Raw genomic sequence first — 22306 nt, 5'->3', positions numbered from 1 at the left:
CTCAATATTTTTGTAACAAAAATGCTTTACCGCCATGTAAGTTGTCCAATAAATCCAAGAAAAAAATCACTAATATGTATTTTGCCCTTCGCCAGCATTCCCAAACCTTAGGAATTAAAAAATCAAGGGAAATGTATAAATATGTATATGCCGTATTAGAATTAATCTACACTGAAATCAACAAAAAATCAATCAGGTAATTTGCATTAGTATGGGATATAATATAGGAATTTTTGTCTTTTTTTGTAACCTATATTTTGGAAGTTCTTATGTATAAAACAAGGCACGAAAATTCGCGCCTTGTCACTGTATGGTAATTCAAAATTATTATTTTGCTTCTACAGTTGTACTGTTTTCAACAAGGAAATCAATGGCCTTGCGGATACGCAGGTCAGATTTAATGCCTTCTGTGCTTCCCAATGCTTTCTTGATTGTGTCAACATCCATGTTATACATTTCAGCCATTTTGGCAACTTCTGCATCCACGTCTTCCTCAGTGGCTTCAATGTTCTCAGCATCCGCAATTGCTTCCAAAGTAAGGCTTGTCCGTACACGGCCTTCAGCTTCTTCTTTCATTTGCCCTCTCAATGCTTCTTCATCCTGGCCGGAGAACTGGAAGTATAACTCCAAGTTCATACCCTGAGCTTGCAGACGCTGTCCAAACTCGTCAACCATACGGTCTACTTCGTTTGTAATCATTACTTCAGGAAGGTCAATTTCAACGTTTGCAACTGCTTTTTCTACCACGGTATCCTGGATGAAATGTTCTTGTTCATGCTTCTTGTCATGCTCTAGCTTCTTCTGTAACTTTTCCCTTAATTCAGCCAATGTTTCAACTTCTTCATCAGCATCTTTTGCGAACTCATCGTCCAATTCAGGAAGTTGCTTTGTTTTTATTTCGTGAACTTTCACTTTGAATACAGCAGGTTTTCCAGCAAGCTCTGCTGCGTGGTATTCCTCAGGGAAAGTTACTTCGACATCTTTTTCGGCTCCTGTCTCAAGGCCTACCAATTGTTCCTCAAAGCCTGGAATAAAGGAATTTGAACCAATTTCAAGGGAATAATTTTCTGAAGCTCCACCTTCAAAGGCTTCACCGTCAACAAATCCTTCGAAATCAATTACTACTGTATCCCCGTTCTCAGCAGCTCCTTCTTCACGGATCACAAGCTCAGCGTGGCGCTCTTGCAAGGATTTCAGTTCGTTTTCAACGTCTTCAGCGGTAACTTCAGTTTCAAACTTCTCAACCTCAAGCCCTATGTAATCGCCCAATTTAACTTCAGGCTTAACCGTAACAGTAGCCTTAAAGATTAAGTTTTTCCCTTTTTCCATTTGGTCGATATCGATTTCAGGACGGTCTACCGGGTTGATTCCTGCTTCTTCAACAGCATCCGCATAAGCGTCCGGCAAGATGATATCTAGAGCATCCTGGTACAAAGATTCTACACCAAATCTCTTTTCGAACATTTGGCGAGGCATCTTGCCTTTACGGAAACCAGGTACATTCACCTGTTTAACAACCTTTTTAAATGCAGCGTCTAAGCTTTCGTTCACTTTTGCTGCGTCTACTTCAACTGTAAGAACGCCTTGGTTCCCTTCTTGCTTTTCCCATTTTACAGACATGTGTTTCCCTCCAAAAATCTATATAAATAATAAATAAGCAGTTGGATGAATCTGCTATGTACTCACTTAACAAGTCATCCTTCATATAAACCCAACAGTTGGGATCCGTTGTGTTTTTATACTGGGTATACTACAACCCCTACATTATATCACAGGATCCTCTGGTTTCAACAGCAATCAGTTAAATTATCGGGTAAGAAATTTCTTCAATTTTCTTCATATATGATACTATGTTCGTTATGGCTTTAGCCTCAACTCGATATGATTCTGCAATTTCCTCTGCTATCGGATCCATCCCTTGATATTCTGCTGCTAGTAATTGGTAAGAGGCTGCCCATTCTAAAAAATGGCCCTTAGATGGGTCGTTTGGGTAGAAAATAAAATTATGCCTTTCAATTAAACTTTTAACCATTTCAAGAAGCGTAGGGTTCTCCTGGCCAAGATTTGCTTCTACCAGTTTTGAAACTTCGATATAAAATGGACTTTGCACCACATCAAAAAGGTTGGCGGGAATGAATGTTGCTGTCTCATTAAACTTCCTTAACTCTACCTCTTTGTCATACTCCTGCTCCCTCAAAATATTGATCAACAATGTTTTATAAAATGGATTGCCCTGTTCCTCTCGTAAAAACTGCTTGATTTCCGGTACATATGGTCTAATATTTACTTCTGTAAGCCTAGAAATCGTTCGCATAATCCCGCTTTCCGTTTTTTGTTCAAACAAACCCTCTTTTTCGATTTCCTGATATATTTTTTCTTCCTTGATACTCTCCTGGCTGTTTTTTTCTTCCAGTACACGTTCGCTGAATTCCAGCATCTTCTCAAAGTGTTCGATCTTATCAGGGGGAATATGGTCATCCTCAAGCAAGGCCCTGATTGTAGACACCATTTCCTCATGCCCGTTCAGTTGAAGCAGCACCATCAAGTAAATAGTAACGACTTGGAAATAGTCTCCTATCCCCTTGTTTAGGAGTTCTTTGCATAGATCCTTGGCCTCTGAATAATAGCCAAGTTCTACCAGAGAGACAACCAATCCAACGTTTAAATCCGGATTTTCGGGTTCAAGGTCCCTTGCCTGTGAAAAAAGTGAGGCAGCCTGCCTGAACTCTTTTTTTTCAAGATGGTCCAAACCTTTATTAATCAGCCGTTCGGCAAGATTGGGAAAGAGAACGATATTATCTTTCTTGGACTGTTTTTCATTTCCGTTCATCGGCAACTCCGCCTCACTTTTTCTCTTTAATGAAAATCAGTTTAGCATGGTTTGGATGGAAATACAAAATTATACCCGTACTCTCACTGCTTCAATAGCAAAGTAAAATGAAAAAGGCTGCACAATGTATGTGCAGCACTGGCATCTTACTTCTACTCGCATTTTAAATAGTAGAAATCGGGCTTTTTCTATTTTCAAATTCTTCAATTTGCGGGCTATATTGAAGAGTAATAGAGATTTCATCCCAGCCATTTATGAGCATCTCTTTCCAATAAGGATGAATGTCGAAAGTGGCTTTGAAACCTTTATTATCTGAGACAGTCTGCGCTGGGAGGTCAACAGAGATTTCATGCCCCTCACCTTCTGCCGCATCCATTAAACTACGAACTTCTTCCTTTTTCAAGGCAATCGGAAGCATTCCATTCTTTAGGCAGTTATTTTGAAAAATATCCGCGAATGAAGGAGCGATAATAACATCAAATCCATAGTCCTGAAGCGACCACGGCGCATGCTCCCGCGAAGAACCGCAACCAAAGTTCTCCCCAGCTATCAAGATACCTGCCCCTTTATTTTGAGGCTGGTTCAGTTCAAAGTCCTTTTTTTCATTTCCTTCACTGTCGTAGCGCCAATCGAAAAACAAGTACTCGCCAAATCCAGTCCGTTCAATCCTTTTTAAAAATTGCTTCGGAATAATCTGGTCTGTATCGACATTAGCCCTATCCAGAACTGCCGCTTTTCCTGTATACACTGATAAAGGTTTCATGAATATGGCACCTCCCGTTTTCCTGTTTGAATTGTTTTCTTAATGAGTGAGTTCAGCCTGTTCCTGGCTCCCTCTTAGTTCACGAATATCTACAAATTTGCCATGAAGTGCTGCGGCTGCCGCCATCGCTGGACTCACAAGGTGGGTACGTGCACCAGCTCCCTGCCGTCCCTCGAAATTACGGTTTGAGGTCGATGCACAATGCTCTCCGGCTGGCACGATATCCGGATTCATGCCCAGGCACGCACTGCAACCTGACTCTCTCCATTCGAATCCAGCCTCGATAAAGATCTGGTCGAGTCCTTCTTCCTCCGCAGTCCTTTTTACGTTTTGGGACCCCGGTACAATCATCGCCTTTACACCCGTGGAAACCTTGTTTCCTTTTACTACTTCGGCAGCTTGCCTTAAATCCTCAATTCGGGAATTAGTACAAGACCCTATGAACACATGCTGCACAGGAATCTCGGTAATTGGCATGCCTGCAGATAATCCCATATAGTCAAGAGCACGCTGAAGTGATTTATCAGCTTCACCTTCATTATACTGCGGTACATATCCATCCACAGGGCTAGCCATTCCAGGATTTGTCCCCCAGCTTACCATCGGGGAAATTTCACAGCCATCAATGACAATCTCCGTATCATACACGGCACCCTCGTCGCTGGCCAGGCTTTTCCAATCTTCCACATAATTCTCAAAATCCTCGCCTTTAGGTGCATACTTTCTTCCTTTTATATAAGAGAAAGTCGTTTCATCAGGACTGACCAGTCCCGCACGGGCTCCCCCTTCAATCGACATATTGCAGACTGTCATTCTTTCTTCCATAGACATATTACGTATTACTTGTCCGCAATACTCGATAATATGGCCGGTTCCAAAATTGACGCCATACTTTGAAATCACATAAAGGATAACGTCCTTTGCAGTCACTCCGTTACCCAATTGGCCGTTAATTTCGAGCTTCATCGTTTTAGGCTTGGTTTGCCATAATGTCTGCGTAGCGAATACATGCTCTACTTCACTTGTTCCGATGCCAAAAGCAATGGTCCCGAAAGCACCGTGAGTTGATGTATGGCTGTCCCCACATACAATAGTCATGCCGGGTTTGGTGAGGCCCAGTTCAGGACCGATTACATGGACGATTCCTTGCTCAGGGCTGTCAAGGTCAGCAAGCGTTATGTCGAATTCCTTACAGTTCTGTTCGAGTGCAGACAATTGTTTTCTGGCTATGTCATCTTTTATGAAATATCGTTCGATCGTCGGCACATTATGGTCCATGGTTGCAAAAGTTTTATCAGGCCGTCTTACCTTTCGCCCTTTTAAACGTAAGCCCTCAAATGCTTGTGGAGAAGTCACTTCATGGATATAATGCAAATCTATATACAAGAGGTCCGGCTTATTCTCTTCCTGGTATACGATATGCCTGTCCCATATTTTTTCAATGATTGATTTTTTCATGGCTCCCCAACCCCCTTCATTTATTTTAAAAAAAGGGTGACTCAACATTTCCTGCTGAGTCAACCCGTAGCACGTTTAATAGTTCATTAAGCATATGCGCCCATAATATGGGAAATGGCACCCTGGTCCAAAATTGCTGCTTTTATTTCTGCAATCATTTCTTTTGTTGTTAAGGTCTTTGTTTGCCCACCAGCGATATCGCCTGTACGGGCGCCAGAATCAAGTGTGTCTCTTACCGCCTTTTCGATGGCCTCCGCTTCTTTCTCAAGACCGAAAGATAAACGGAGCATAGATGCAGCCGATAGAATCATAGCGATCGGGTTTGCAAGATTTTTTCCTGCGATATCCGGCGCCGATCCATGAATCGGTTCATACAGATTTGGCCCCACGGTAGACAGGGATGCTGACGGCAGCATGCCGAGCGATCCGGTCAACACAGATGCTTCATCACTTAAAATATCACCAAACATATTTTCTGTAACCATTACGTCAAACTGCCTAGGGTTGCGGATTAATTGCATTGCGGCATTGTCGACAAGCATATGTTCGAGCTCCACTTCCGGATAACGGGCAGCAACCTCTTCAGCCGTTTCACGCCATAAGCGGCTTGACTCCAACACGTTGGCCTTGTCAACTGAAGTCACTTTTTTCCGCCGCTTGGAAGCAAGATCAAAGGCAAGTTCGATAATTCTTTTGATTTCGTCTTTTTGATAGAATAATGTATCTACTACAGCTTCTTTGCCTTCCTGTGTAGTAGTCCGTTCACTTGGCTTTCCAAAATATAATCCACCCGTAAGCTCGCGGACAATTACAAAATCTATGTCTTCAATGATTTCTTTCTTTAAAGGAGAAGATTCTGCAAGACTGGAAAAATAACTGATTGGCCGTAAATTTGCATAAAGGTTCAATTGTTTACGGATCGCAAGCAACCCTCTTTCCGGTCTTAAATGAGAAGGATTCTTATCCCATTTTGGTCCTCCCACTGCTCCAAGAAGCACCGCGTCGCTGTTCTTACAAAGGCTAATTGTCTCTTCTGGAAGGGGCGTTCCTGAATTGTCGATTGCTGTACCACCAATTTCCCCATAGTGGAATTCGAATTCGTGTCCATATCTTTCTGCCACGGCTTCCAGAATTTCAACTGCACCCCTTGTCACTTCTTTGCCGATGCCATCACCGGGCAGGACCGTAATTTTCCTTCTCATATGAATCTTCTCCTTTCATCCTTAGTTATTGTAAAACCTTTGTCTTATCATTTAAGTAAATTACCCGGTTAACCGCATTCAAGTAGGCTTTGGCGCTAGCTTCCAGTACATCCTGCGCCAACCCGCGGCCACTCGTTTCCATATCGCGGTATTTTAGCTTAACAAAAACCTGGGCCAATGCATCTCTTCCGGCCCCAACGGATTGAATCCTGTAATCTAGCAGATTCACCTTACCGCCAACAGATCTTTCAAGAGTGTTGTATAATGCCTCAATGCTTCCCGCTCCCGTAGCCGCTTCCTGAATCGTCTCATTATTGCCGTCAGTCAATGTGACTGTAGCTGTCGGAACCTGGTTTGTACCATAAGAGATTTGCATGGATACGAGACCGAAAAAGTTATTGTCTCCTGAAAGTTTTTCTTCCAGTACCAGGGCAATCAAATCTTCATCCGTCATTTCTTTCTTCTTGTCGGCCAACTCTTTGAATAAGCCAAACAAACGGTTCATTTCTTCATCTGTTACATCCAAATTAAGCTCTTCAAGCCTGCTCTTAAACGCATGTCGGCCTGAGTGCTTACCAAGAACCAAAGCATTGGATGAAATCCCCACAAGGTCAGGAGAAATGATTTCATATGTTGTCTTTTCCTTTAACACACCATCTTGGTGAATACCAGACTCATGTGCAAAGGCGTTTCGGCCAACAACTGCTTTATTTGCAGGAACTGCCATACCCGTCAGCTTGCTGACCAGGTCACTCGTCCTCTTAATCTCTTGTAATTGTAAACCTGTATAAGCGTTGTAAAAGTCTGAACGGATGTGGAGAGCAACTACGATCTCTTCAAGCGCCGTATTACCCGCTCTCTCGCCAATACCATTGATGGTTCCTTCGACCTGTGTTGCCCCTGCTTCTACTGCTGCCAGGGAATTTGCAGTTGCCATTCCAAGATCATCATGGCAATGAGTAGAAAGATGAACCTTATCAATAGAAGGAACATTCTCCCTCAAGTACTTAAATATATTGCCGTATTCAGCCGGCGTACCATAACCAACCGTATCCGGGATATTAATAATTTTAGCCCCTGCTTTAATGACCGCTTCCACTATTTCTGCAAGATAGTCTAGTTCCGTACGGCTTGCATCTTCTGCTGACCACTGGACAATCGGAAAACGCTCTGCAGCATATTTAACGGAATTGACGGCTTGCTCAAGAACTTGTTCCTTTGTCATTTTCAGCTTATATTGCCGATGGATCGGGGATGTTGCTATAAATGTATGAATTCTCGGTTCTGCTCCGCCCTTCAAGGATTCCCATGCAGCATCCAGGTCTCCTTGGACACTGCGGGCTAAACCGGTAACAGAACTGTTTCGAATTTTGTTTGCAATTTCTTTAACAGAATTGAAATCCCCAGGAGAGGCAGCCGGAAAGCCTGCCTCGATGATATCCATTCCCAGTCTTTCCAGTTGAAAGGCAATTTGCAGTTTTTCAGTAAAATTAAGATTGACTCCTGCCGATTGTTCACCATCTCTTAGTGTCGTATCGAAAATATTAATTTTTCGCAACGGCTACCACTTCTTTCTTCTTTTGTTGTTGAACGAATGGCATCATTTTTCTTAATTCGCGACCAACCTTTTCGATTGGATGTTCATTTTCCCTGGCGTTAATTGCATTGAATACCGGACGGTTTGCCTGATTTTCAAGAATCCAGCCTTTTGCGAATTCGCCGTCCTGGATATCCTTCAACACCTTTTTCATTTCTGCCTTTGCATTTTCATTTACAACGCGCGGGCCAGAAACGAAATCTCCCCACTGAGCGGTATCAGAAATAGAGTAACGCATATTTTCAAGGCCGCCTTCATACATCAGGTCAACGATCAATTTCAACTCATGCAAGCATTCAAAATAGGCAACTTCAGGCTGGTAGCCTGCTTCTGTCAATGTTTCAAAGCCTGCTTTTACAAGGGACGTCAATCCGCCGCACAGAACTGCCTGCTCCCCGAATAAATCAGTTTCTGTTTCTTCCTTGAATGTTGTCTCTAAAGCACCAGCGCGCAACGCCCCGATTGCTTTTGCATAAGCTAAAGCCAGTTCTTTTGCTTCTCCGCTAACATCCTGATGGATGGCGAAAAGTGCTGGTACTCCTGCTTCCTGTTCATATGTTCTGCGAACAAGATGACCCGGGCCTTTTGGCGCAACCAAAAGCACGTCTACATCTACTGGAGGAACGACCTGGTGGAAATGTACGTTGAATCCATGGGCAAACATCAATGCTTGGCCTTTTCTTAGTACGGGTGCAATTTCTTCATTATAAACTTTAGGCTGCTGCTCATCCGGCAACAAGATCATGATCACATCTGCAACGTCTGCTGCTTCGCCTACTGAATATACTTTAAATCCATCCTGCTCCGCTTTGTTCCAGGAGTTACCTTTTCTTAAGCCGATAACTACTTCCACACCGCTGTCACGCAGGTTCTGTGCGTGTGCATGTCCCTGTGAGCCGTAACCGATTACTGCTACCCTTTTATTTTGAAAATAAGCTTCATTTCCTTCTGCATTGTAGTAAACCTTTGCCATAATTCTCGCATCTCCCTTTTAATGGTTATATTAGTTCCTTTAAATTTAAATTCGGCTCTTACCATGGAAACCATGGCTTCATTCCTTTTCAGCTTGGCTGAAAGGGTGCTCCATACCGATGAAACGAGCGGGCATTTTGTTTCCCAGTCGCTTCATCGATATAGAGCAAGAACGAGCCAAAGACTTAGATAAATTATTGATAAATGTTAAACAATTGAAACACTTTTATTAGTCGTGCTGCGCTGGGTGCCGCGCGGGAATGCAGTGGTCCCTGTCCTTGCCAGTTCCTTGATTCCATAAGGCTTCAATAATTCAATAAATGCTTCAATTTTATCTGTTTCACCAGTGATTTGGATCGTCAGGCTTTCCTTGCTGACGTCAATTACCGAACCCCGGAAAGGCTCTATCAAAGCATAGATTTCTGAGCGTGTCTGCGATGTAGCCACAACTTTCAGAAGCGCCAGCTCCCGGGCCACAATCGACTGGCTTGTAATATCCATTACCTTTAATACGTCAATTTGCTTATTTAGCTGTTTTGTCATTTGTTCAATAACATTTTCGTTATCCACCTGTACGACAACAGTGATCCTTGAAATACCTTCCTGTTCCGAATGTCCGACTGTAATGCTTTCGATATTATAATTCCTCTTCGAAAATAGGTTGGTAATCCTGTTAAGAACTCCCGGCCTGTTGTTCACCAAAAGCGTGAGGATTCCCTTCATTTCTTTACACCTACCATTTCATTGATCCCTTTTCCTGGAGCTACCATCGGATACACATTTTCGTCTGGCGTAACACGCATATCCAGCAGAATCGGTCCATCTGTCGAGAAAGCTTCAGCCAACTTTTCTTCAGCTTCTTCAACTGTTGTTACCTTATATGCTTTGATCCCATAAGCATCAGCCAATTTGACAAATGAAGGCTGATGAGGGAGTAAACTATGTGAATATCTGCCCTTATAAAAAATCTCCTGCCATTGCCTTACCATTCCGAGAGATTGATTATTTACAATGATAATTTTAATTGGCAAATTCAATTCCGCAATAACCCCAAGTTCCTGGCTTGTCATCTGGAAACCGGCATCACCGACAACTGCCGCCACGGCTGCTTCCGGCTCTGCAAGTTGTGCTCCGATTGCCGCAGGTACACAGAAGCCCATTGTTCCGAGTCCCCCTGAAGTAACCCAGGCATTTGGTTTGTTAAAAGTGTAGTATTGAGCCGCCCACATCTGGTGCTGTCCTACATCTGTTACTACAATGGCTTCGCCGTTTGTTGTTTTATGAAGGATTTCTATCAGTTTTTGAGGCTTCAGCTCATTGCCATTTTCCTCATACCAATATGGAAACTCTTCCTTCCAATTCTGAATCTGCTTGACCCATTCAGAAGCTTCTGGCGTTTTTCCACTTTGGCCGATCAATTGGAGGAGTGCCTCCTTTGCATCCCCCACAACCGGGATTTTTGTTGGAACATTTTTACCGATTTCAGCAGGATCAATATCTATGTGGGCTATTTCTGCATCAGGTGCAAAGGAATCAAGATTTCCTGTAAGCCTGTCATCAAATCTAGCACCAACGTTTATTAGCAGATCACTTTTTGACAAAGCCATATTGGCTGCGTAGATTCCATGCATGCCTCCCATACCTACAAATAAGGGATGGTCAGCAGGGAAACCGCCAAGACCGAGCAGGGTATGTACAACCGGAATACCCTGTTGTTCCGCATATTGCTTTAATTGTTCCGATGCCTTTGCATGAAGGACACCAGCTCCGGCTAAAATCACCGGCCTTTTCGCGGCGCTTACAGCTTCTACTAGTTTTCTGATCTGGAGATAGTTCGGCTGCAATGTCGGCTGGTAACCAGGCAAATCCATTTCCGGATCTGCTTCAGCTTCTCCTTCAAGGACTGCTACATCCTTAGGTATATCGATCAACACTGGGCCCGGACGCCCGCTAGAAGCGATATAAAATGCCTCTTTTATAATCCTTGGGAGGTCCTCCGGCTTTCTCACCTGATAATTATGTTTTGTAATAGGTGTTGTTATGCCGAGTACGTCGGCTTCCTGGAACGCATCTGAACCAATGACATTTGTTCCAACCTGACCAGTGAATACGACAAGCGGTATAGAATCAATCATTGCATCCGTCAACCCGGTTACAATATTAGTGGCCCCAGGTCCTGAAGTGGCAATTACAACACCCGGCTTTCCGGTTATTCTGGCATATCCTTCTGCCGCGTGTATCGATCCTTGTTCATGCCTAGCCAATACATGAAACACTCCTGAGTCATATAACGCGTCGTATATCGGCAGGACAGCGCCTCCCGGATATCCAAAAATCACTTCGACTTTTTGCTGTTTTAAGCCGTCGATTAAAAAATCAGCACCGCTTTTCTTGGTTTTTCCAACCTTTTTCTCAGCTACTACTGCTTTTTGCGTCATAGTGATGACATCCTCCCAATCGTACTTTTTATTCCTGTCTTTCGAGTTAACATATAACCTTGAAATGCAACAGTGCTTCCTTTCATGCTTCACCATGTGAGGCAAAGCGGTGGGCGTTATCTCCGCCATTTACACATAAAAAACCTCTCCACCCAAATAAGCCCGCTTCTAGCAAGCTAAAGGGGTGAAAAGGTTTCATCGGCCTATCCACGGTACCACCCTTTTTCGTGCAACATTCTGCACGCACTTTTGAATGGCTCTCGCCACTCTGTTTTGATAACGGGTACTGGTAGGCACCCGTTCAGCTTTACTGGTTAGTCGTTCAAGCTGAAGCTCAGAGGGGAGTTCATTTTTTGGGGCATGCCGGTTCTCAGCAACCCGGCTCTCTGTGAATACCTTGACAAAAAACTACTTATCCTCATCAATGCTTTAAAATATTTTCATTCAATTTTGAATTTATTGTCCTGTTATTTGTGGATTATATTACGCCGTTTTTATATTCACGTCAATAAGTTTTTTAGAATTATTTGACTATTCTAATTAGTGGTCAAAATTGTATCCGCTTACAACGGCTTAATTATAATGTTTTAGGTTTTAAAAAGTTTTTTTGACTTTTTTACTAGGAAGTATTTTAGCTACTGAAAAGATTCTAAATTTGAAGGAAAATATTAGTGGTTTATTCTATTAGCGTGAAGATATCAGAGGTTACAATGACTTGGGTTAACAAAAAGAGTGGAACCATTAGTTTTAATTTTCACGAATACAAAAAGAAAACCTCTTACAATGTAAGAGGTTTTCTTTTTGTAGCGTCCCAGGAGAGATTCGAACTCCCGACCGACGGCTTAGAAGGCCGTTGCTCTATCCAGCTGAGCTACTGGGACATTATTTTCAAGGACAATTCTCATTATAGTGGGATAGCTTTCGGAAGTCAACACCCTTTTTAAAAAAAGACAGGAAAAATTTTCTCTTCCTGCCTATTATACTAAATACTATTCCAAATGGTAAGTCCGGCTAAGCTGTTTTATTTCATTCCCTTCAACATTGAAAAACGATAATTTTACGTCCTGATTCTCATGTTCAAGTATGGCATATGTTTTTTCTTGGATTCCTTTTGGCAGTCGAATGCTCCCCGGGTTAATGAAAATGCGGCCATCAATAAGCTTTGAGCCTGCAATATGGGAATGCCCGAAACAAACGATCCGGGCATTAGCTTCCTCACTTTTATATCCGAGGTTCATCAGTGTCATTTTCACATTATAATGGTGCCCGTGTGTTAGAAAAAAATGAAGCCCTCCGATTTCCTCCAAGCGTTCATTAGGGTAGTCTTCATCAAAGTCACAATTGCCTCTTACAGACAAAAAGCCCGTCATTTCTAAAGAAGCCATGGGAAGTTCAGAATCGCCGCAATGGATCATCGAATCCACATCATCCCGATGGCGGTCTTTAATCATGTCAATTTCGCGTGTCAGTCCATGGCTGTCACTCATAATCAACACTTTCATGCTTTCTCCTCTTCCGTCTGTAAAAATTGGTCAAGCTTCTCCTCCAGGGCTTTTAATGCGTTCGCCCGATGGCTGATCGTATTTTTTTCTCCACTGTTCATCTCTGCCATCGTTTTCCCTTTTTCCTTCACATAAAAAATAGGGTCATAACCAAACCCATTTTCACCCGATGGCTTTTTCGCAATAATCCCCTCAACGGAACCGGAAACAGTAACGGTTTCTTGATTTGGCGATGCCAACGCAAGGGCACAATAAAACCTGGCTGTCCGTTCCCCTTCCGGTATTCCTTCCAGTTCCTTCAGAACTTTAGCCGTGTTGGCTGCATCATTTTTGTCCTCGCCAGCGTATCTTGCCGAGTATACCCCTGGCCTTCCATCCAACGCATCCACGATTAAGCCGGAATCATCCGCAATAACGAACCGGTCAAATTGATTGGCGATCGCCTCAGCCTTCAAGATGGCGTTTTCTTCAAAAGTAGTACCGGTTTCTTCTACATCTATAGACGGATCTAAGTCTAAAAGAGTTAGCACCTGATAGCCTTTTGGATGAAACAGGCTTTCAAATTCCTTTGCTTTGCCCTTGTTTTTAGTTGCTATAATTACTGTCTTCATTCACTTCCTGCCTTCCACCCGGGTTGGGATTTTGTCTGCTATTTCTCCTAAGGCTGCTCTCTGTACTTCAAACAGACCATTCAAGCCTTCCTGGGCACTGGCTAACAATTGATGTAATTCATCCATAGAAAACGTAGATTCTTCCCCGGTTCCCTGTAATTCTACAAATTCTCCGCTACCTGTCATGATAACGTTCATGTCTACAAGGGCCGCAGAATCCTCTACATAATTCAAGTCAAGGACGACACCATGTTCTTTCAGTTTCCCGACACTGGTTGCTGCAAGATATTCTTTTATCGGGAATGCTGTAATTTTTTTATCTTCGTGGAGTTTGTTTACAGCAATTGCCAATGCCACAAACGCACCCGTGATAGAAGCAGTCCTTGTTCCCCCATCTGCCTGTATCACATCGCAGTCTAGCCAAATTGTTTTTTCCCCTAATGCTTCCAGGTCAACGATTGCACGGAGAGCTCTCCCAATCAAACGTTGAATCTCCATTGTACGTCCTGTTATCTTCCCTTTTGAGGATTCCCTTATCGTACGTTGATTTGTCGCGCGTGGCAGCATGGAATATTCGGCTGTTATCCAGCCCTTTCCCTGTCCCCTCATAAAAGGAGGCACACGGTCCTCAATGCTTGCTGTACAAATGACCTTCGTGTCCCCCACGGAGATTAAAACAGATCCCTCCGGATGCTTTAAATAATTTGTTTCGATATGTATTGGCCTTAATTCATGATTTGATCTACCGTCGAAGCGCATTTCTTTTCCTCCTACACTCTTCCTGTCTTTTCCCTGCACATAATAAACAGAAAAGAAGGCAGCTTTATGCCCGCCTTCGTACTTAACATTATTTAGTATAACAAAAATAACCTTTTAAAAACTACCAGTGTTCACTTTTTCCGGACGGATGACAGGTTCGGTTATTGGCTTCCCGTCCCCGTTCATCAGCTTGGAACTTCCATTTACCTGCAATTCCACACTTTTAATTCCACTTTGCTCGGTTAAAGACAATACTAGCGCATCAAGCATCGTTTGGGATACTTTTTTCTCCTTGAAGCTTCCTAGAATAGACTCATTAAAATTCAAGGTCACTTTTCCTTCAGAAAGCTTTGGTGAATCAAGCAATTTCACATCAGGCATGAAATCAGACAAAAGGTTATATGAATAGGATGGGCCCTTGATCAGTTCATCGATAACCGCTGCGACGTTATCCTGTTTCATTTCACTTATGCGCTTGGTCACCGGAACATAATAATGGCTGCCTTCGTCTCCGCCAACGTAGTAAACAGTCAGTGGTCTTGTATTGGTAATATCAGCAACATTACTTGTGTCAAGGTTGATACCATGAGCACGGGTAAGTCCGTCCTGAAGCGGAGTGCCGTCTACAGGCATTTCCTTCAGCTCTTGGCCATTGACCTGAAGTTTTACTTTTTTGACCGTATCGAATTGGGTCAGGGTCCACGTAACGGCCTGCACTATTTTCAATTCATCTTCCTTCTTGTAATTTTTAAATTCTGGTGAGAAATCCACCACCGCTACACCATCTTTATTTATGTTCAAGTCGACTTCTGTATCAGCAGGCAAAACTGCCCGGAATCCGTTTGGCAGGACATTGCTCACCGGCCCGTTTACTACTAGATATTCCAGTGCCTGCTTCGCAACACCCTTTGAATTTGGAAGCTCTATTGTTTGCGGTACAACATAACCATTCTTATCTATAAGATAGAGCTCAGTTTTCACCGTTTGTGCATCAGCAGCTTTATTTGCTTCGGTTTTCTCACTGTTTTCTGAACTTTCCAAGTCTTGGGCATCATTTTCATAAGAGACCTCTTTCGGCGGGTCGATTTTCGCAGGTTCTTCGCCCGATCCTAAGATCCCGCAGCCTGACAAAAATACAGCAGTAGCAAGCATTGTCGAGGCAATTGTTACTTTAGCAGCTTTAGACATCATATTCCCTCCCAGGACAGTTTGTACTACTATGTATACGAGCCCTATTAAAAAAAAGACCGTTTTCCAAGATAAAGTTACACAAAAAAATAAGACCTCCTAAAGGAAGTCTTATTAATCTATCTTTATCGTTTGAACATAAGTAATATATCCACCAAGCCAAGCAGAAGCGATCTGCTGGAAAATATCTCTCGATCCTGTCGTGAAGAATCGGTGGTCAGCCGTTTCATGGCTAGTGTTCAAAAGGCCGCTATGATGCAGGATAACACTCGCTTCACGGGCTGTTTCTTCCCCAGATGAAATCACCCTGATTCCGTCCCCCATATATCTGCTAATAGCTGGACCTAAAAGCGGGTAGTGGGTACACCCTAGAATCAAAGTATCAATCTGTTTATCTTTCAATGGCTTTAGGCTTTCCGCGATAACCTTCTGTACAATTGGCCCTTCAAATTCACCGCTTTCAACGATAGGAACAAATTTCGGGCAGGCAAGACTGTCGACATGAACCCATTTATTGATGGATTTAAGGGCTTGGTCATACGCCTTGCTCTTAACTGTCCCGATTGTCCCGATTACGCCAATCTGCAAATTTAGGGACACTTTAAGGGCAGCTCTTGCACCTGGATGGATCACTCCCAAAACTGGGATCTCCAAAGTGTTTCTGATTTCCTCCAACACTGCAGCAGTGGCTGTATTGCAAGCAATAATCAGCATTTTGATATTATGTTTTAATAAGTAGTTTGTCATCTGCCATGTAAACTTTTTAACCTCTTCCACCGGACGAGGCCCATATGGACATCGGGCGGTATCGCCAACATATACTATATTTTCATTAGGAAGCTGGCGGATAACCTCCTTCGCCACTGTCAGCCCACCGACTCCGGAATCAATAATGCCAATTGGTTGCTTCAAAACTCTCGCCTCATTCTTCTTTCATTTCTTGATGTAATTTCATTAAGCTTTCTTTGAGGGAAGCTGTTTCATCAACCGTAAAATTGTTCAGAATATCCGCTAAATACTGCTGTCGCTTTTTAATCACTTCATCAATGATACGTTCGCCTTCCTCCAAAAGATGGATCCGAACCACCCTGCGGTCTTTTTCATCCTTAACCCGTATCACTAGTTCGTTCTTCTCCATGCGGTCAATTAAGTCCGTAGTCGTACTGAACGCAAGGAACATTTTTGTGGAAAGCTCGCCAATCGTCATGTCACCGTCCTCAAATAGCCATTGAAGCGCTATAAATTGCGGAGGTGTGATTTTATAATTACTTAAGATTTCCCGCCCTTTTTGTTTAATTAGGGAAGAAATATATCGAAGCTCTTTTTCTATTTCTGCAACATGCTGCATATTCTTAACTTGATCCATTGTAATACAGCTCCCCAAAATGAACATCATGATCAAATAGATTTATTGTTAGTATCTATGAAAGTCGAGTAAATTTCAAGGAACAATCATTGGAACTCGGGGATGCGACAATTTGTCTAAGAATTTCAAACTAAAAATAAAGCAATAACCCGAATTATGGAAAAAGTACGGTAAAACCATGCCCTATTCCAATTATTTGGGTTATCGCTTTTCATACCTTGATGTATTCCGTTGCATCCTTCGCCATAATCTATATTAAAAATGAATGATTAAAAGCGGTTAATACATCATAGCTCTAGTTCTCCCATTCGAAGGAGTTCTACTACTGCTTGTGAACGCCCTTTAACTCCAAGCTTTTGCATCGCATTCGAGATATGGTTTCGAACCGTTTTCTCGCTGATGAACAATTCACCTGCGATTTCTTTCGTTGTTTTGTCCTGTACTAATAACTCAAATACTTCTCTTTCTCTTTTGGTGAGTAATGGCTTATGAGTGAATTCGTTCTCCTTCAAGTATTGTAACCCTCCTTGCCTTCACCAGCATAAACCCGGAATGGGTGTCTATTTAGTCATCATATACTATGTCAGGGAGGCCAAGGGAGTGACTGTTTTCCTTGAAAGAGATGGATTATTATGTTATTGGCCCGGTTTACAGTTTGATTACACTTTTTTGATGTTGTACTATTGTATCCCTTGCAGCTAGAGTCCATGGTACGGGCATTCAGGTGTCTTTGGAAATCTGAACGACCGTCCCCCCTTCCGGTTAATCAAATCTCGCCGTCACCGTTTTTCCCCATATAATACAGGTCGACTGAAGAATTTCCGATTCTTTCAGCTTTTACATGAATAAAAAGCTTGTCATTAAAATAGACCTGTGTCATTTTATAAAACTTTTGAAAATTAGGAAAGTGATTTACATGACAGGTATGGTATAAAATACAAAGCCATAATAAAAACTAAGGCGAATAATTGGAATGGAGTGATTGCAAATGGACGCACAGCGTGTTAAACAAATCTTATCATCACCAGCGGATATCGATGTAAATTATAATGGGGTTGCAGTTTGGATCGATGCATTAAATGAAGATGGCAAGACGGCAACTGTCCACTTAAGGGACGATTCTGATTCTAAACATTCAGATGTGGATATTTCGGAATTGAACGAGTAATAAGTCCTTCTATAAAGGAGGTTTTCTTTGTCATTCTATCAGTTCTGGCTGTTTCATTATGAAGTAAAAAATGCCTGCCAGATGATTACTTCTGGTAGGCATTTTGATGTTACATATTATACCTGGTCGCTTCCGAAGAAATTGCGGAAGGATTGCAGTGTTGTGTCCCGGTTAAGGGCTGCAATTGATGTAGTCAATGGAATGCCTTTCGGGCACGACTGCACACAGTTTTGTGAGTTTCCGCAGTTTGCAAGCCCACCATCGCCCATAATTGCATTCAGGCGTTCAGCCTTATTCATTGCCCCTGTTGGGTGTGCATTGAATAGACGTACCTGTGAAAGCGGCGCAGGTCCTACGAAATCAGAATTGCTGTTCACGTTAGGGCACGCTTCAAGGCATACGCCGCAAGTCATGCACTTGGACAATTCATAAGCCCATTGGCGCTTTCTTTCCGGCATACGCGGACCCGGTCCAAGATTATAAGTTCCATCAATAGGAATCCAAGCCTTTACCTTTTTCAAGGAATCGAACATACGACTGCGGTCAACCTGCAGGTCTCGGACAACTGGGAACGTGCGCATTGGCTCGAGACGGATTGGCTGTTCCAGCTGGTCCACAAGAGCGGTACAAGACTGTCTTGGCTTTCCGTTGATCACCATAGAGCAGGCTCCACACACCTCTTCAAGGCAGTTCATATCCCAAGCAATTGGTGTTGTCTTTTCACCCTTGGTGGTTACAGGGTTACGCCGAATTTCCATTAACGCAGAAATCACATTCATGTTAGGACGATACGGTAAATCGAATTCCTCTGTATAAGGGGCTGAATCAGGTTGATCTTGTCGCGTAATTACAAAACGCACTGTTTTTGCCTCAGCCATTCCTTATTCCCCCTTTTTCTTCGAATAATCACGTTTACGCGGCGCTATTAGTGATACATCTATATCTTCATAGTGGAATGCCGGTGCAGTATTGGAACCAGTAAACTTAGCCATAGTTGTCTTCATGAACTCGTCATCATTACGATCAGGGAATTCAGGCTTATAATGAGCTCCACGGCTTTCGTTACGGTTGTATGCACCAATTGTGATAACACGTGCCAGTTGAAGCATGTTTTGTAGCTGTCTCGTGAAGGCAGCCCCTTGATTGCTCCACTTAGCAGTATCGTTGATATTGATATTTTGATAGCGTTGCAGAAGCTCCTGGATCTTTTCATCGGTTTTGAGCAGCTTTTCGTTATAGCGGACAACAGTTACATTATCAGTCATCCATTCCCCTAATTCCTTATGGAGAACATACGCATTTTCTGTACCGTTCAAGTTCATAATGCCGTTCCATTTTTCTTCCTGTTCTTTAACATGACGGTCAAAAACATTGGAAGAGATGGCATCTGCACTCTTTGCTAGCCCATTAATATATTTAACAGCGCTAGGGCCAGCAACCATACCGCCATATATGGCAGACAGAAGAGAGTTAGCTCCAAGGCGGTTTGCTCCGTGCTGGGAGTAATCACATTCGCCGGCAGCAAAAAGACCTTTAATGTTTGTCATTTGGTCATAATCCACCCATAATCCGCCCATTGAATAGTGGACGGCAGGGAAAATCTTCATAGGGACCTTGCGCGGATCTTCACCCATGAACTTTTCATAGATTTCAATAATTCCGCCCAGTTTGATATCAAGTTCTTTTGGATCCTTATGGGAAAGATCGAGATAAACCATGTTCTCCCCGTTGATGCCAAGCTTTTGATTAACGCATACATCAAAAATTTCACGTGTTGCAATATCCCGTGGTACAAGGTTACCGTATGCCGGATATTTTTCCTCTAAGAAATACCACGGCTTTCCATCTTTATATGTCCAGACGCGGCCACCTTCACCTCGAGCTGATTCACTCATCAAGCGCAATTTATCATCGCCAGGCAAGGCTGTTGGGTGGATTTGAATGAACTCCCCGTTTGAATAGTAAGCGCCCTGCTGGTAAACGATTGATGCAGCTGAACCTGTATTAATGATGGAATTTGTGGATTTCCCAAAAATGATTCCAGGTCCGCCGCTTGCCATGATGACTGCATCGGCAGGGAAAGATTTAATCTCCATTGAAGTAAGGTTTTGTGCTGTAATGCCTCGGCAAGTCTCTTCATCATCAATGATGGCACCTAGGAATTCCCAACCCTCATATTTAGTGACAAGCCCTGCTACCTCATAGCGGCGGACTTGCTCATCTAATGCATATAACAGTTGCTGGCCCGTTGTGGCTCCGGCAAAAGCAGTCCGGTGATGCTGGGTTCCTCCGAAACGGCGAAAGTCAAGAAGACCTTCCGGAGTACGGTTAAACATAACTCCCATACGGTCGAACATATGGATGATTGAGGGTGCAGCTTCACACATCGCCTGAACAGGAGGCTGGTTAGCCAGGAAGTCGCCACCATAAATTGTATCGTCAAAATGGATGTAAGGAGAATCTCCTTCCCCTTTTGTATTAACAGCTCCGTTTATTCCGCCCTGGGCACAAACTGAGTGAGAACGTTTTACCGGAACTAATGAGAACAATTCTACCTGTTGCCCTGCCTCAGCCGCTTTGATGGTAGCCATTAAACCGGCCAATCCGCCGCCGACGACAATAATTTTACCTTTACTCAACCTTGCTCACTCCCTTAAATTCCAAGATCAAGGCTCGTCTCTGCCTTGAATTTATCTATTAACCTGTTAATTATGCAAATGCCAGAATGGTACTTACACCCAATGCAGAAAGCGCAACAAAGATTACTAGTGTTACATATGTAGAAATTCTTTGTGACTTAGGCGAAACTGTAAGACCCCAGCTTACCGCAAATGACCATAATCCATTCGCAAAGTGGAATGTAGTAGAAACGATACCAATTATGTAGAACCATAACATAAACGGATTGGAAAGGATATTTTCCATCATCTGAAAGTCCACATGTGTACCAAGCGCAGCCTGGATTCTTGTTTCCCATAAGTGCCATACTACAAAAACTAATGTTATGATGCCTGTCAACCGCTGAAGCATGAACATCCAGTTACGGAAATACCCATATCTCCCAACGTTATTTTTCGCTGTAAACGCTATATAGATTCCATATACAGCATGAAAAAGTAACGGCAGATAAATGACCACGGTCTCGAGTAAAAGCCTGAATGGCAAGCTACCCATAAAATTTGCTGCGTTGTTAAATGCTTCTTCCCCTCTTAAACCATAGCTGTTGACCACTAAATGCTGGATCAAAAACACGCCGACCGGAATCACACCAAGTAATGAATGCAACCTGCGATTGGCGAACTCACGATTTCCTGCCACGAAGTGCCCCCCCCTTAAAATATTTAAATCTAGTTTGTAAAATCACATACTACTATCAAATTATCTGATAATTATCTATGATTCTACATTTTCTAACAATAATGTGACATATACATTTTACTCCTGACTATTTAAGGCGTCAAGAAAACGTATACAGAAATCTTTTTTGCAAAATAGAAATATTAAAAAAATTTTGTAACCTTCCAAATCGATGTTACCAACTTTGGCTTCACCCAATTTGCCGGAGCATGGAACAGAGAGAGCCAAATCACCTTACGATCCTCATGAAGCATAAAACCATGTAATAAAAAACAAAAATGGGTTTCGCTTTTTCATTTTCGTGGAACCACAATTTTAAAGTAAAAAAATGCTTCCTTTAGTTATCTATTTCCATTTCAAAAAAATTGATATTTTACTATAATTATCAAGAATGTCGAACAAGGTTTTTACTTAACAAACTATATTGATAACCCTAGAAAACGTATATAATATAATTACAGAAAGAGGGGATAACAATGAACACAAGCAATACTGAATTAATAGAAAACAAGGATAATCAAGAATTGCAAATCCCCGCATTCGGCTATGAGCTCGTGAGGGAAGTTTTGCTGGATGACATTCTCGGCAAGGATTCACCACAAGTCCTGTATTGGGCCGGGAAAAGAATGGCAAGACGTTTTCCCCTTTCAGGCCGGGATGACATCATTTCCTTTTTTCGCAGTGCTGGCTGGGGCAACCTGCAGGTGCTAAAGGAATCAAAAGATGAGATTGAATTTATCCTTAGCGGTGAGGTGGTTTCCCGCCGGCTTGATATAAATAATCAATGCCATTTCCAACTTGAGGCAGGATTTCTCGCGGAGCAATTCTGCCTCCAAACGAAACTTCTTACAGAGGCTACCGAAGAGACAAAGCGGCGTGCAAAGAAAGTAACTTTCACCGTAAAATGGGACAAAAAAGATACCTTGTTGTAATACAATCTGGGGGGAGCCCCACCGTCACTCCCCCCAGATCATGTATTTGCCCACTTTTTGATTAAACCTGGAAATCCAAATCCACCATCCATTTGCGCCGCCTATCCAGCTCTATCTCCTTCAACGGAACCCTTTTTAAAATCCTCTACTCTTACGTACAATT

Annotated in this window: 21 protein-coding genes, 1 tRNA gene and 1 other annotated feature; of the genes, 2 read left to right on the top strand and 20 right to left on the bottom strand. The window is 42.7% G+C overall.

Translation table 11 applies throughout. The features are described 5' to 3' along the window. Positions 1–327: 327 nt before the first annotated feature. The 17 genes from tig to gerE all read right to left on the bottom strand — a co-directional run bounded on the left by tig (position 328) and on the right by gerE (position 17198). On the bottom strand, positions 328–1620 hold the full coding sequence (tig, locus tag CUU64_RS19875) for a trigger factor (RefSeq protein ID WP_101635401.1): 1293 nt from the start codon (positions 1618–1620) through the stop codon (positions 328–330). 181 nt (positions 1621–1801) lie between these two features. Further along, a complete protein-coding gene (locus CUU64_RS19870; protein ID WP_101635400.1) occupies positions 1802–2830 on the bottom strand; it encodes a tetratricopeptide repeat protein in 1029 nt (342 codons plus the stop codon). A 163-nt stretch (positions 2831–2993) separates the two neighbouring features. Next, positions 2994–3593, bottom strand: coding sequence for a 3-isopropylmalate dehydratase small subunit (leuD, locus tag CUU64_RS19865; protein WP_101635399.1), 600 nt, complete (start codon positions 3591–3593; stop codon positions 2994–2996). 39 nt (positions 3594–3632) lie between these two features. Next, the gene (gene leuC, locus CUU64_RS19860; RefSeq protein ID WP_101635398.1) at positions 3633–5051 is read right to left on the bottom strand and encodes a 3-isopropylmalate dehydratase large subunit; all 1419 of its coding nucleotides are present in this window, start codon (positions 5049–5051) and stop codon (positions 3633–3635) included. An 86-nt stretch (positions 5052–5137) separates the two neighbouring features. After that, positions 5138–6253 carry a 3-isopropylmalate dehydrogenase gene (gene leuB, locus CUU64_RS19855; protein ID WP_101635397.1) on the bottom strand — a complete coding sequence of 372 codons (1116 nt, stop codon included), beginning with the start codon at positions 6251–6253 and terminating at the stop codon, positions 5138–5140. A gap of 25 nt (positions 6254–6278) precedes the next feature. After that, on the bottom strand, positions 6279–7811 hold the full coding sequence (locus CUU64_RS19850) for a 2-isopropylmalate synthase (protein ID WP_101635396.1): 1533 nt from the start codon (positions 7809–7811) through the stop codon (positions 6279–6281). Then, a complete protein-coding gene (ilvC, locus tag CUU64_RS19845; RefSeq protein ID WP_101635395.1) occupies positions 7798–8823 on the bottom strand; it encodes a ketol-acid reductoisomerase in 1026 nt (341 codons plus the stop codon). Before ilvC ends, CUU64_RS19850 begins: the two co-directional genes overlap by 14 nt. 206 nt (positions 8824–9029) lie before the next feature. Then, the gene (gene ilvN / locus CUU64_RS19840; protein WP_101635394.1) at positions 9030–9545 is read right to left on the bottom strand and encodes an acetolactate synthase small subunit; all 516 of its coding nucleotides are present in this window, start codon (positions 9543–9545) and stop codon (positions 9030–9032) included. Further along, a complete protein-coding gene (gene ilvB / locus CUU64_RS19835; RefSeq protein ID WP_101635393.1) occupies positions 9542–11260 on the bottom strand; it encodes an acetolactate synthase large subunit in 1719 nt (572 codons plus the stop codon). The genes ilvN and ilvB overlap by 4 nt, the downstream gene beginning before the upstream one ends. 177 nt (positions 11261–11437) lie before the next feature. Then, positions 11438–11694: a binding site (T-box leader), on the bottom strand. A 373-nt stretch (positions 11695–12067) separates the two neighbouring features. Beyond that, positions 12068–12141: transfer RNA gene (locus CUU64_RS19830), tRNA-Arg, on the bottom strand. Between the two features lie 108 nt (positions 12142–12249). Further along, positions 12250–12762: a metallophosphoesterase gene (locus CUU64_RS19825; protein ID WP_101635392.1), complete on the bottom strand. Its 513-nt coding sequence runs from the start codon at positions 12760–12762 to the stop codon at positions 12250–12252. After that, on the bottom strand, positions 12759–13373 hold the full coding sequence (locus tag CUU64_RS19820) for an XTP/dITP diphosphatase (RefSeq protein ID WP_101635391.1): 615 nt from the start codon (positions 13371–13373) through the stop codon (positions 12759–12761). The genes CUU64_RS19825 and CUU64_RS19820 overlap by 4 nt, the downstream gene beginning before the upstream one ends. Next, positions 13374–14132, bottom strand: a complete 759-nt coding sequence (rph, locus tag CUU64_RS19815; protein ID WP_101635390.1) for a ribonuclease PH — start codon at positions 14130–14132, stop codon at positions 13374–13376. 114 nt (positions 14133–14246) lie between these two features. Beyond that, entirely contained in the window at positions 14247–15320 is a 1074-nt protein-coding gene (locus CUU64_RS19810; protein ID WP_101635389.1) for a GerMN domain-containing protein, read from the bottom strand. Positions 15321–15434: 114 nt separating this feature from the next. Then, entirely contained in the window at positions 15435–16232 is a 798-nt protein-coding gene (racE, locus tag CUU64_RS19805) for a glutamate racemase (RefSeq protein ID WP_101635388.1), read from the bottom strand. A gap of 10 nt (positions 16233–16242) precedes the next feature. After that, entirely contained in the window at positions 16243–16686 is a 444-nt protein-coding gene (locus CUU64_RS19800) for a MarR family winged helix-turn-helix transcriptional regulator (protein ID WP_101635387.1), read from the bottom strand. Positions 16687–16973: 287 nt separating this feature from the next. Further along, complete coding sequence (gerE, locus tag CUU64_RS19795) at positions 16974–17198, bottom strand: spore germination transcription factor GerE (protein WP_101593148.1); 225 nt, start codon at positions 17196–17198, stop codon at positions 16974–16976. 476 nt (positions 17199–17674) lie between these two features. Here gerE and CUU64_RS19790 point away from each other — a divergent pair, with 476 nt between their 5' ends. Further along, positions 17675–17854, top strand: coding sequence for an H-type small acid-soluble spore protein (locus CUU64_RS19790; protein WP_101635386.1), 180 nt, complete (start codon positions 17675–17677; stop codon positions 17852–17854). Positions 17855–17970: 116 nt separating this feature from the next. On the opposite strand, the gene sdhB is transcribed toward CUU64_RS19790, so the two are convergent. The 3 genes from sdhB to CUU64_RS19775 form a co-directional block, all read right to left on the bottom strand. After that, positions 17971–18732 carry a succinate dehydrogenase iron-sulfur subunit gene (sdhB, locus tag CUU64_RS19785; protein ID WP_101635385.1) on the bottom strand — a complete coding sequence of 254 codons (762 nt, stop codon included), beginning with the start codon at positions 18730–18732 and terminating at the stop codon, positions 17971–17973. A 3-nt stretch (positions 18733–18735) separates the two neighbouring features. Then, a complete protein-coding gene (gene sdhA / locus CUU64_RS19780) occupies positions 18736–20493 on the bottom strand; it encodes a succinate dehydrogenase flavoprotein subunit (protein ID WP_101635384.1) in 1758 nt (585 codons plus the stop codon). 70 nt (positions 20494–20563) lie between these two features. Continuing rightward, positions 20564–21172, bottom strand: a complete 609-nt coding sequence (locus CUU64_RS19775; RefSeq protein WP_101635383.1) for a succinate dehydrogenase cytochrome b558 subunit — start codon at positions 21170–21172, stop codon at positions 20564–20566. A 515-nt stretch (positions 21173–21687) separates the two neighbouring features. On the opposite strand from CUU64_RS19775, the gene CUU64_RS19770 reads away from it, so the two are divergent. Next, a complete protein-coding gene (locus tag CUU64_RS19770; RefSeq protein ID WP_101635382.1) occupies positions 21688–22143 on the top strand; it encodes a YslB family protein in 456 nt (151 codons plus the stop codon). Positions 22144–22306: the final 163 nt, after the last annotated feature.

It is taken from the genome of Bacillus sp. V5-8f, from assembly GCF_002863565.1.
GTDB lineage: Bacteria > Bacillota > Bacilli > Bacillales > DSM-1321 > Peribacillus.
The sequence above is the reverse complement of the archived record's forward strand: the minus strand, read 5'-3'. Positions and strand labels throughout refer to the sequence as shown.

What these genes read in the sequence shown, in the direction of transcription:
- tig (WP_101635401.1), bottom strand. Translation starts at nt 1,620, where the DNA reads ATGTCTGTAAAATGGGAAAAGCAAGAAGGGAACCAAGGCGTTCTTACA.
- CUU64_RS19870 (WP_101635400.1), bottom strand. Translation starts at nt 2,830, where the DNA reads ATGAACGGAAATGAAAAACAGTCCAAGAAAGATAATATCGTTCTCTTT.
- leuD (WP_101635399.1), bottom strand. Translation starts at nt 3,593, where the DNA reads ATGAAACCTTTATCAGTGTATACAGGAAAAGCGGCAGTTCTGGATAGG.
- leuC (WP_101635398.1), bottom strand. Translation starts at nt 5,051, where the DNA reads ATGAAAAAATCAATCATTGAAAAAATATGGGACAGGCATATCGTATAC.
- leuB (WP_101635397.1), bottom strand. Translation starts at nt 6,253, where the DNA reads ATGAGAAGGAAAATTACGGTCCTGCCCGGTGATGGCATCGGCAAAGAA.
- ilvC (WP_101635395.1), bottom strand. Translation starts at nt 8,823, where the DNA reads ATGGCAAAGGTTTACTACAATGCAGAAGGAAATGAAGCTTATTTTCAA.
- ilvN (WP_101635394.1), bottom strand. Translation starts at nt 9,545, where the DNA reads ATGAAGGGAATCCTCACGCTTTTGGTGAACAACAGGCCGGGAGTTCTT.
- ilvB (WP_101635393.1), bottom strand. Translation starts at nt 11,260, where the DNA reads ATGACGCAAAAAGCAGTAGTAGCTGAGAAAAAGGTTGGAAAAACCAAG.
- CUU64_RS19825 (WP_101635392.1), bottom strand. Translation starts at nt 12,762, where the DNA reads ATGAAAGTGTTGATTATGAGTGACAGCCATGGACTGACACGCGAAATT.
- CUU64_RS19820 (WP_101635391.1), bottom strand. Translation starts at nt 13,373, where the DNA reads ATGAAGACAGTAATTATAGCAACTAAAAACAAGGGCAAAGCAAAGGAA.
- rph (WP_101635390.1), bottom strand. Translation starts at nt 14,132, where the DNA reads ATGCGCTTCGACGGTAGATCAAATCATGAATTAAGGCCAATACATATC.
- CUU64_RS19810 (WP_101635389.1), bottom strand. Translation starts at nt 15,320, where the DNA reads ATGTCTAAAGCTGCTAAAGTAACAATTGCCTCGACAATGCTTGCTACT.
- CUU64_RS19800 (WP_101635387.1), bottom strand. Translation starts at nt 16,686, where the DNA reads ATGGATCAAGTTAAGAATATGCAGCATGTTGCAGAAATAGAAAAAGAG.
- CUU64_RS19790 (WP_101635386.1), top strand. Translation starts at nt 17,675, where the DNA reads ATGGACGCACAGCGTGTTAAACAAATCTTATCATCACCAGCGGATATC.
- sdhB (WP_101635385.1), bottom strand. Translation starts at nt 18,732, where the DNA reads ATGGCTGAGGCAAAAACAGTGCGTTTTGTAATTACGCGACAAGATCAA.
- CUU64_RS19770 (WP_101635382.1), top strand. Translation starts at nt 21,688, where the DNA reads ATGAACACAAGCAATACTGAATTAATAGAAAACAAGGATAATCAAGAA.